A 9,655-nucleotide genomic window follows, 5' to 3' on the forward strand; every position below is an offset into this window, starting at 1 on the left:
GGGGAAAGGGAAGAAAGGGAGAGGCCAGAAAGAGAGGGCAAAGCATGCTCGGTCCCCCTGTAACAAGAAGGAAAGGCGCCCCCTCCCCCCACCCCCCCCCTCCCCCCCCCCTCTGTGTCGCTGCGTCTTGGGATCCTTCGTCTCAGATCCTGACCTGCACGGCGCGGCTGAGGCGGTCGTGCAGTCCGCGGCCGTCGCGGTCCCAGACGAGGGCCGGGATCAGCAGGGCGAGCAGTGCGGTGCGGAGGACCACGCGGCCGAAACCGAGCCGGCCGCCGTCCTGCGAAACGACCCGGAGGCCTAGGATCCGCTTCCCGGGGGTAAAGCCGACGGTGCCGACCGTCAGGACCACCAGGGCGACGAAGACGGCCAGCGTCCAGTTCCCCGAGCCGTTCCAGTCGCGGCCCGTGATCAGGCCGTACGCGATGAGCTGGCAGCCCAGCCAGTCGATGGCCACGGCGCCGAGCCGGCGGCCGAAACGGGCCACCGAGCCGGGGCCCTGCTGCGGCAGGCCGAGCTGTTTGCCGGGGTACCCGAAGTCGGCACCCATCACCTCGGCGGCCTCGCGGGGGCCGGAGAGCCAGGATCCGATTGCTTGCCTCTTGTCCACGCGAACACGGTACCTGTGCGGCTCGACGCCGTTCCGGCGGGACCCTGGTTAACTTGTGCGAAACAAATGGGTCATGCTTGAGAAACCCCGTCTGCTTATGGTCGGGTCAGCGTGCGGCACCGCACTGACGCACCACTAGCTATAAAAGCCCGCCCCTGCCCCGGGGTCGGGAGTAGGAGGAGTTGGATGTTCAAGAACGCCGACGAAGTGACGCAGTACATCCAGGACAACGACGTCAAGTTCGTTGACGTCCGCTTCTGCGACCTGCCTGGTGTGATGCAGCACTTCACCATCCCGGGGCGCGCGTTCGACCCGAACGAGGAGCTGGCCTTCGACGGCTCCTCGATCCGCGGCTTCCAGGCGATCCACGAGTCCGACATGGCGCTGCGTGCCGACATCACCACCGCGCGCCTGGACCCGTTCCGCAAGGACAAGACGCTCAACATCAACTTCTTCATCCACGACCCGATCACGGGCGAGGCCTACAGCCGCGACCCGCGCAACGTCGCGAAGAAGGCCGAGGCGTACCTCGCCTCCACCGGCATCGCCGACACCGCGTACTTCGGCCCCGAGGCCGAGTTCTACGTGTTCGACAGCGTGCGCTTCGCGACCTCCGCGAACGAGAGCTTCTACCACATCGACTCCGAGGCCGGCGCCTGGAACACGGGCTCCGAGGAGAACAACCGTGGTTACAAGGTCCGCTACAAGGGTGGTTACTTCCCCGTAGCCCCGGTCGACCACTTCGCCGACCTGCGCGCCGAGATCTCCCTCGAGCTGGACGCCCAGGGCCTCCAGGTCGAGCGTCAGCACCACGAGGTCGGCACCGGTGGCCAGGCCGAGATCAACTACAAGTTCAACACGCTGCTCGCCGCGGCCGACGACCTGATGCTCTTCAAGTACATCGTGAAGAACGTCGCCTGGCGCAACGGCAAGACCGCGACCTTCATGCCGAAGCCGATCTTCGGTGACAACGGCTCGGGCATGCACGTGCACCAGTCGCTGTGGGCGAACGGCGACCCGCTGTTCTACGACGAGGCCGGCTACGCGGGCCTCTCGGACACCGCGCGCTACTACATCGGCGGCATCCTCAAGCACGCCCCGTCGCTGCTGGCGTTCACCAACCCGACGGTGAACTCCTACCACCGCCTGGTCCCGGGCTTCGAGGCGCCGGTCAACATGGTGTACTCGCAGCGCAACCGCTCCGCCGCGATGCGCATCCCGATCACGGGCTCGAACCCGAAGGCCAAGCGCGTCGAGTTCCGCGCCCCGGACCCGTCCTCGAACCCGTACCTGGCGTTCGCGGCCCTGCTCCTCGCGGGCCTCGACGGTGTGAAGAACAAGATCGAGCCGATGGAGCCGATCGACAAGGACCTCTACGAGCTCTCCCCGGACGAGCACGCGAGCGTTCCGCAGGTCCCGACCAGCCTCGAGGACGTCCTCAAGGCCCTCGAGGAGGACCACGAGTACCTCCTGGCCGGCGGTGTCTTCACCCCCGACCTGATCGAGACCTGGATCGACTACAAGCGCACCCACGAGATCGCCCCGATCGCGCAGCGCCCGCACCCGCACGAGTTCGAGCTCTACTTCGACCTCTAAGCCGTGCCGTGGTCGTGCTGACGCACTGATCGAACGAAGCCCCGCTCCCCTCCTTCGGAGGGGAGCGGGGCTTCTGCGTTGCGGCGGCGCGGCGCTAGCTTCGGGGGATGGACGACACCTGGAAGACCATCGGGGCCCTCGTGGCGCGGTTCGACGAGCACGACCGGGAGCGGGGGGTGGCGCACGAGGAGAGCGTGACGCTGCAGATCCTGAAGATCGGCGAGGAGTTCGGCGAAGCCGCGCAGGCCGTGATCGGGGCCAAGGGCACGAATCCCCGCAAGGGGAACTCGCACACCTGGGGTGACGTGGAGGCCGAGGTCGCCGACGTGATCGTCACCGCGATGGTCGCGCTGGCCCGGATGCGGCCCGACGCCCCCGCCTTCTTCGCGGAGCACCTGCGGGAGAAGTCGGCCAGGTTCCTCTGACGGGCAAGTCCTCTGACGGGCAAGTCCTCCGACGGGCAAGTCCTCTGGCGGGTGCGCTCAGCGCATCAGCGGCATCGCGCCCGTGAGGTCGCGCAGGCAGCGGACCGCGAGTTCCGCGGGGGAGCCGGGGCCCGAGGGCGGGGTGTCCGTGGTGGACCAGAGTTCCAGGGAGATGCGGATCGCGTCCGTGGCCGCCGCCGCGAGGAGGCGGACCGCGAGGGGTTCGGCCTCCGGGCCGGCGAGCCGGGCGACGACCGGGACCAGGCGCTCCTCGGAGTCCTGGTTGACCCGGTACCAGACGGCCCGCAGGGCCTCGTCGGTCGTGGCGGCGCGCAGCAGGCCGCGGGTGACCTCCAGCCCCTCGTCGAGGGCCTGGGGGCCCGTGAGGGAGCGGGTGACGGCACGCTCCAGGGCCTCGGTCAGCGGGGTGCCGGGGTCCTCCTCGGCGAGCAGCGCGCGCCAGGCGTCGCCGCCGCCCGCGAGCAGGGGGGCGACGGCCTCCTGCTTGTTGCGGAAGTAGCGGTAGAACGTGCGCAGCGCCACGCCCGCGCGGTGGGCGATGTCCTCGGCGGTGGTGCCGTCGGGGCCGTGCTCGGCGAAGAGTTCGCAGGCGGCGCGGGCGATGTCGAGCTGGGTGGCCGCCTTGCGGCGCTCGTTCAGCGACTGGGCTCCGGGGCCGGCCTGGGGAGAGTACGGACGAGGGGATCTCACCGGGGAAGGATACCTCGGCCCCGAGCAACAACTGCATGTTTTGACAGTCTGGCAAAACGTGTCATCACGGGAGTACGCTCCTGCCCATGAACCGTTACGAAGGACGTCGCGTCCTCATCACCGGCGGCGGCTCCGGCATCGGCCAGGCCACCGTCCACCGCATCCTCTCCGAGGGCGGCCGGGTCCACACCGTGGACGTCAACGAAGCCGGTCTCAAGGCCACCGCCGACCAGGCGGCCGCCGACGGCCACGCGGACCGCCTCACCACCGCGGTCCTCGACATATCCGACGAGGCCGCCGTCAAGACGGGCGTGGCCGCCGCGGTCGACGCCCTCACCGGAATCGACGTGCTGGTCAACGCCGCGGGGATCCTGCGCTCCGCGCACACCCACCAGACCACGCTCGAGCTCTGGAACAAGATCATCGCGGTGAACCTGACCGGTACCTTCCTGGTCATCCGCGAATCGCTCCCGGCGCTGCTGGCGGGCGACCAGCCGGTCGTCGTCAACTTCAGCTCCACCTCGGCGTCCTTCGCCCACCCCTACATGTCCGCCTACGCGGCCAGCAAGGGCGGCATCCAGTCCATGACCCACGCGCTGGCCGCCGAGTACAGCAAGCAGGGGCTGCGCTTCGTCGCCGTCGCGCCGGGCTCCATCGAGAGCGGCATGACCACCGGCACCGGCCCCGGCCTGCCCGAGGACACCGACTGGAGCCTGTTCGCCAAGCTCGCCCCGGCCCTCGGTCAGGGCTTCGCCGGCCCGCAGACCGTCGCCGGCGTCGTCGCCATGCTGGGCTCCGAGGACGGCGCCTTCATCACCGGTACGGAGATCCGCATCGACGGCGGCACGCACTACTAGGCCCTGAAGCGGTCCCACAGCCGGGGGAAGCGCTCCGCGAGCACGGCTTCGTTCTCGAAGTCCAGCGCAGCGCCCTCCGGCTCCGCCGCCTGCAGCGGGATCCCCAGATCCGGCGCGACCGACCCGGTCAGCTGCTCGTACGCCTCGTCCGCCGCGTACCCCAGCTCCTCGCCGTCCCCGTCGATCTCCTCGTCGAACTCGTCGAGGAGTTCCGCGAGCTGGTCCGGATCGTGCACCCCGCCCTCGAAGACCTCCCGGCCCTGGCCGATCAGCCAGCACCGGAAGTAGTCGAAGGCGTCGTCGCTGGCCCCGTCGAGCAGCACCCACGCCGCGCCCCACAGGTCCCAGGTGTACGCCCGGTTGTACCGCGACTCGAAGTGCCGGGCGAAGTCCAGGACGGAGTCCGGGTCGAGCTGTGCCAGCCGCTCCACGAGCAGCTCGGCGTGTTCCTCGGGGTCGCCCTCGGCGGCCTCGCGGGTACGGTCGACCATCTCCCAGAACTCCGTCTCGTCCATCACCGCTCAAGCATCACGGGTACACCCCCTCGCCGCCACCGCGCGTGCCGCGAAAGGCCGGTCGGAGCCCCCGCACGGCCGCATACCCGGACCGGGGGAGTCGACGGGGATCAACGAGACGCCCCCGGGAACGCCGTGAGGCGGCCCGCCCCCGAAGGGGTGGGCCGCCTCACGGACGGACGTGCGGGGCGTTACAGGCCGTAGCGCTCCCGGGCCTCCTTGATGGAGGACGCCGGGACCTCGCCGCGGCGGGCGAGCTGGGCCAGCGCGGCCACCACGATCGACTGGGCGTCGACACCGAAGTGGCGGCGGGCGCCCTCGCGGGTGTCGGAGAGGCCGAAGCCGTCCGTGCCCAGCGAGGTGTAGTCCTGCTCGACCCACTGGCTGATCTGGTCCGGGACCTGACGCATCCAGTCGGAGACGGCGAGCACCGGGCTGGTGACGCCCTCCAGGGCGCGGGTGACGAACGGGGTGCGCATCTCCCCGCGCAGCAGCGCCTCGTCGCACTCCAGCGCGTCGCGGCGCAGCTCGCCCCAGGAGGTGGCGGACCAGACGTCGGCGGCCACGTTCCAGTCGGCGGCGAGCAGCTTCTGCGCGTCCAGCGCCCAGTGGATGGCCGTACCGGAGGCCATCAGCTGGATCTTCGGGGCGTCGGCGGCCGGGGCCGCCTCCGCGAGGTCCGCCGCCGTGTTGAAGCGGTAGAGACCGCGCAGGATGCCCTCTTCCACGCCCTCGGGCATGGCCGGCTGCGGCTTCGGCTCGTTGTAGACCGTCAGGTAGTAGAAGACGTCTTCCGGCTTCTCGCCGTACATCCGGCGCAGGCCGTCCTTGACGATCACCGCGATCTCGTACGCGAAGGCCGGGTCGTAGTTGAGCGACGCCGGGTTCGTGGACGCGATCAGGTGCGAGTGGCCGTCCGCGTGCTGCAGGCCCTCACCCGTCAGGGTGGTGCGGCCGGCGGTGGCGCCGACGATGAAGCCCTTGCCGAGCTGGTCGGCGAGCTGCCACATCTGGTCGGCGGTGCGCTGCCAGCCGAACATCGAGTAGAAGATGTAGAACGGGATCATCGGCTCGCCGTGCGTCGCGTACGACGTACAGGCGGCGATGAAGTCGGCCATGGCGCCGGCCTCGGTGATCCCCTCGTTGAGGATCTGGCCGTCCTTGGCTTCCTTGTAGTACATGAGCTGGTCGCGGTCGACCGGCTCGTACGTCTGGCCCAGCGGCGAGTAGATGCCGGCCGACGGGAAGAGGGACTCCATACCGAAGGTACGGGCCTCGTCGGGGACGATCGGAACCCAGCGCTTGCCGGTCTCCTTGTCCCGCATCAGGTCCTTGACGAGCCGGACGAAGGCCATGGTGGTGGCCATCTCCTGCTTGCCGGAGCCCTTGAGCAGCGGGGCGAAGGAACGGTCCGCCGGAGCCGGCAGGGCCACGTGCTTGACCTTGCGGGCCGGGGCCGGGCCGCCGAGCGCCGCGCGGCGCTCGTTCAGGTACTGCACCTCGGGGCTGTTCGCGCCAGGGTGGCCGTACGGGACCTGGCCGTCGGCGAAGGCGCTGTCCGGGATCGGGAGGCCAAGGAGGTCACGCATGTCCTTGAACTCGTCGATCGTCAGCTTCTTCATCTGGTGGTTCGCGTTCTTCGACTCGAACCCGGCGCCCAGCGTGTAGCCCTTGACGGTCTGCGCGAGGATGACCGTCGGAGCACCCTTGTGCTCCAGGGCGGCCTTGTACGCGGCGTAGACCTTGCGGGGCTCGTGGCCGCCGCGGGAGGTGTGGAAGCACTCGGCGATCTTCGCGTCGGAGAGCACACCGGCCAGCTGCACGAGCTCGGCGTTGGCGCCGAAGAAGTGCTGGCGGATGTAGGCCACGTCGCGGGTCGCGTACGTCTGGAACTGCGCGTCGGGTACCTCGCGCAGGCGGCGTACCAGGGCGCCCGTGGTGTCGAGCTGGAACAGCTCGTCCCAGGCGGAGCCCCACAGCGACTTGATGACGTTCCAGCCGGCGCCGCGGAACTGGGCTTCCAGCTCCTGCACCACGCGGAAGTTCGCGCGGACCGGACCGTCGAGGCGCTGCAGGTTGCAGTTGATGACGAAGGTCAGGTTGTCGAGCTGCTCGCGGGAGGCCAGGGCCAGGGCGGCGGTCGACTCGGGCTCGTCCATCTCGCCGTCGCCCAGGAAGGCCCAGACGTGCGAGTTGGCGGTGTCCTTGATGCTCCGGTTCTGCAGGTAGCGGTTGAAGCGCGCCTGGTAGATCGCGGAGAGCGGGCCGAGGCCCATGGAGACCGTCGGGAACTCCCACAGCCACGGCAGGCGCCGCGGGTGGGGGTAGGACGGCAGGCCGTTGCCGCCGGCTTCCTGGCGGAAGTTGTCGAGCTGCTGCTCGGAGATCCGGCCGTCGAGGAAGGCGCGGGCGTAGATGCCGGGGGAGGCGTGGCCCTGGATGTAGAGCTGGTCGCCCGATCCGTCGGCCTCCTTCCCGCGGAAGAAGTGCTGGAAGCCGGTCTCGTACAGCCACGCGGCGGAGGCGAAGGTGGCGATGTGGCCGCCGACGCCGTACTTGGAGCCGCGGGTCACCATGGCGGCCGCGTTCCAGCGGTTCCACGCGGTGATCCGGGCTTCCATCGCCTCGTCACCGGGGAACTCCGGCTCCGCGGCGGTGGGGATGGTGTTGACGTAGTCCGTCTCGAGCAGCTTCGGCAGCGCGAGGCCGGCGGCCTCGGCGTGCTGAAGGGTGCGACGGAGCAGGTATTCGGCGCGGCGCGTACCGGCGGCCTTGGCGACGGCGTCGAGAGAGGCCGCCCATTCGGCGGTCTCCTCGGTGTCGCGGTCCGGGAGCTGGTCGAGCTCGCTCGGAAGCTTTCCTACGGGGTCGGACATCGGTGTGCGCCGCCTTCCGGACAAAGGAGAGGTGGTGAAGAAATCCCTGACGGGCAGGACAGGGTCGTTGGACCCGGGTGGGGTCCGCGGATGACTGTAAGGCGCTGATCGATGATCGATCAAATGAAAGTGACGAAGAAACGTCAATCTGACAAAAGTCGGCACCGGGTGCCATGAAAATGGGCACCCAGTGCCGGTCAAAACGGGACGAGACGGGCGCTCGAGCGCGTCTCGAAGGGCGAGATCAAGCCCGCGGCGCGCACCCCAGAACATGCCGCTTCACGAGCAGGCCGATCTCCGGATCCTGATTGCGGAAGGCATCCACAAGGGCTTCGTGCTCCTCGGCGTAGGACTTCTGGACGGTTCCCAGCCACCGGATGGACAGGGCCGTGAAGACCTCGATGCCCAGGGACTCCCAGGTGTGCAGCAGCACGCTGTTCCCGGCTGCCCGCACCATCTCTCGGTGGAAGCCCACGGTGTGCCGCACCTGGGCCGTGCCGTCCGCACTGCGGTCGGCCTCCCACAGGGCCGCCACGTGCGGTTCCAGGGCCGAGCAGTCGGCCGCCAGCCGGGGTGCGGCCAGCTCGGCCGCGATCTGCTCCAGGCCCGCCCGGACCGGATAGATCTCCTCCAGGTCCGCCGCCGACAGGTTCCGTACGCGCACGCCCTTGTTCGGCGCCGACTCGATCAGCCGCAGCGTCTCCAGCTCGCGCAGGGCCTCGCGCACGGGCGTCTGGCTGACTTCGAGCTCCACGGCGATCCGGCGCTCCACGATCCGCTCACCGGGCTTCCAGCGCCCGCTGACGATCCCCTCCACGATGTGCTCGCGGATCTGCTCGCGCAGCGAGTGCACGACGGGTGGGGTGATCATCGGGGCTTCCTCTCCTGAGGGGTGTGCAGGGGCACGCCGGGGCATGCGGGGCCTTGATGCGTAGACAATACGGCGGCGCCGCCCGTCGCGATGCGTTCCTGGTCAGAGGCGCAGCGTGAGGCTGGTTACAGCCGTCAACCGGAATGCCCCAGCGTACGACGACGGCGCCCCCGCCCGGGACTTGAAGGTCCGGGGGGGGGCGCCGACTGGGGCAGTCGCTGTCGCGGTGAGCCTTACAGGCCGAGCTCGACCTCGAACTCGCCGGCCTCGAGGATCGCCTTGACGGCCGAGAGGTACCGGGCCGCGTCCGCGCCGTCCACCAGGCGGTGGTCGTAGGACAGGGTCAGGTACGTCATGTCGCGGATGCCGATGTTCGTGCCCTCGGCGGTCTCGATGACCACCGGGCGCTTGACCGTCGCGCCGATGCCCAGGATGGCGACCTGGTTCGGGGGCACGATGACCGTGTCGAACAGCGCACCGCGCGAGCCGGTGTTGCTGATGGTGAAGGTCGCGCCCGACAGCTCGTCCGGCGTGATCTTGTTGCCGCGGACCTTGGAGGCCAGGTCGGCGGTCGCCTTGGAGATGCCCGCCAGGTTGAGGTCACCGGCACCCTTGATGACCGGGGTCATCAGGCCCTTCTCGGAGTCCACGGCGATGCCGATGTTCTCCGAGTCGAAGTAGGTGATGGTGCCCTCGTCCTCGTTGATCCGGGCGTTGACGACCGCGTGGGCCTTCAGCGCCTGGGCCGCGGCCTTGACGAAGAACGGCATCGGGGACAGCTTGACGCCCTCGCGGGCGAGGAAGCCGGCCTTGGCCTTCTCGCGCAGCTTCATGATCTTGGTGATGTCCACCTCGACCACGGAGCTGAGCTGCGCCTGCGAGTGCAGGGCCTTCATCATGTTGTCGCCGATGACCTTGCGCATGCGGGTCATCTTGACGGTCTGGCCACGCAGCTCGGAGACCGCGGCGGCCGGAGCCTTCGCGGCCGGAGCGGCCGGAGCCGGGGCGGCTGCGGCGGCCTTGGCGGCCTCGGCGGCGGCCAGGACGTCCTGCTTGCGGATGCGGCCACCGACACCGGTGCCCGAGACCACGGACAGGTCGACGCCGGACTCCGTGGCGAGCTTGCGCACCAGCGGGGTCACGTAGGCACCCTCGTCACCGGCGGAAACCGGGGCGGGGGCGGCCGGCGCGACC

Annotated in this window: 9 protein-coding genes; 3 read left to right on the forward strand and 6 right to left on the reverse strand. The window is 69.6% G+C overall.

Going from position 1 to position 9,655, the window contains the following annotated elements:
- Positions 1-142 precede the first annotated feature (142 nt).
- Positions 143-610, reverse strand: a complete 468-nt coding sequence (locus ACFWBW_RS27665) for an RDD family protein (protein WP_385377621.1) — start codon at positions 608-610, stop codon at positions 143-145.
- Positions 611-796: 186 nt separating this feature from the next.
- On the opposite strand from ACFWBW_RS27665, the gene glnA reads away from it, so the two are divergent.
- Positions 797-2,206, forward strand: a complete 1,410-nt coding sequence (glnA, locus tag ACFWBW_RS27670; RefSeq protein WP_243329806.1) for a type I glutamate--ammonia ligase — start codon at positions 797-799, stop codon at positions 2,204-2,206.
- Positions 2,207-2,313: 107 nt separating this feature from the next.
- The gene (locus ACFWBW_RS27675; RefSeq protein ID WP_385377625.1) at positions 2,314-2,631 is read left to right on the forward strand and encodes a MazG-like family protein; all 318 of its coding nucleotides are present in this window, start codon (positions 2,314-2,316) and stop codon (positions 2,629-2,631) included.
- Positions 2,632-2,688: 57 nt separating this feature from the next.
- Here ACFWBW_RS27675 and ACFWBW_RS27680 read toward each other — a convergent pair whose 3' ends face one another.
- The gene (locus ACFWBW_RS27680) at positions 2,689-3,342 is read right to left on the reverse strand and encodes a TetR/AcrR family transcriptional regulator (protein WP_385377628.1); all 654 of its coding nucleotides are present in this window, start codon (positions 3,340-3,342) and stop codon (positions 2,689-2,691) included.
- 86 nt (positions 3,343-3,428) lie between these two features.
- On the opposite strand from ACFWBW_RS27680, the gene ACFWBW_RS27685 reads away from it, so the two are divergent.
- Positions 3,429-4,199: an SDR family NAD(P)-dependent oxidoreductase gene (locus tag ACFWBW_RS27685; protein WP_385377631.1), complete on the forward strand. Its 771-nt coding sequence runs from the start codon at positions 3,429-3,431 to the stop codon at positions 4,197-4,199.
- Here ACFWBW_RS27685 and ACFWBW_RS27690 read toward each other — a convergent pair.
- From ACFWBW_RS27690 to sucB, 4 genes are all read right to left on the reverse strand, one after another.
- Complete coding sequence (locus tag ACFWBW_RS27690) at positions 4,196-4,714, reverse strand: DUF4240 domain-containing protein (RefSeq protein WP_385377649.1); 519 nt, start codon at positions 4,712-4,714, stop codon at positions 4,196-4,198. The two genes, ACFWBW_RS27685 and ACFWBW_RS27690, sit on opposite strands and share 4 nt — an antisense overlap.
- Positions 4,715-4,905: 191 nt before the next feature.
- A complete protein-coding gene (gene aceE, locus ACFWBW_RS27695; RefSeq protein WP_385377634.1) occupies positions 4,906-7,590 on the reverse strand; it encodes a pyruvate dehydrogenase (acetyl-transferring), homodimeric type in 2,685 nt (894 codons plus the stop codon).
- 244 nt (positions 7,591-7,834) lie between these two features.
- The gene (locus ACFWBW_RS27700; RefSeq protein WP_250742568.1) at positions 7,835-8,458 is read right to left on the reverse strand and encodes a GntR family transcriptional regulator; all 624 of its coding nucleotides are present in this window, start codon (positions 8,456-8,458) and stop codon (positions 7,835-7,837) included.
- Positions 8,459-8,694: 236 nt separating this feature from the next.
- Positions 8,695-9,655 (reverse strand): 2-oxoglutarate dehydrogenase, E2 component, dihydrolipoamide succinyltransferase (sucB, locus tag ACFWBW_RS27705; RefSeq protein ID WP_385377637.1); only part of this gene is annotated, 961 nt, incomplete at its 5' end.

Source organism: Streptomyces sp. NPDC059957 (genome assembly GCF_042730015.1).
In the GTDB taxonomy this organism is placed as follows: Bacteria; Actinomycetota; Actinomycetes; order Streptomycetales; family Streptomycetaceae; genus Streptomyces.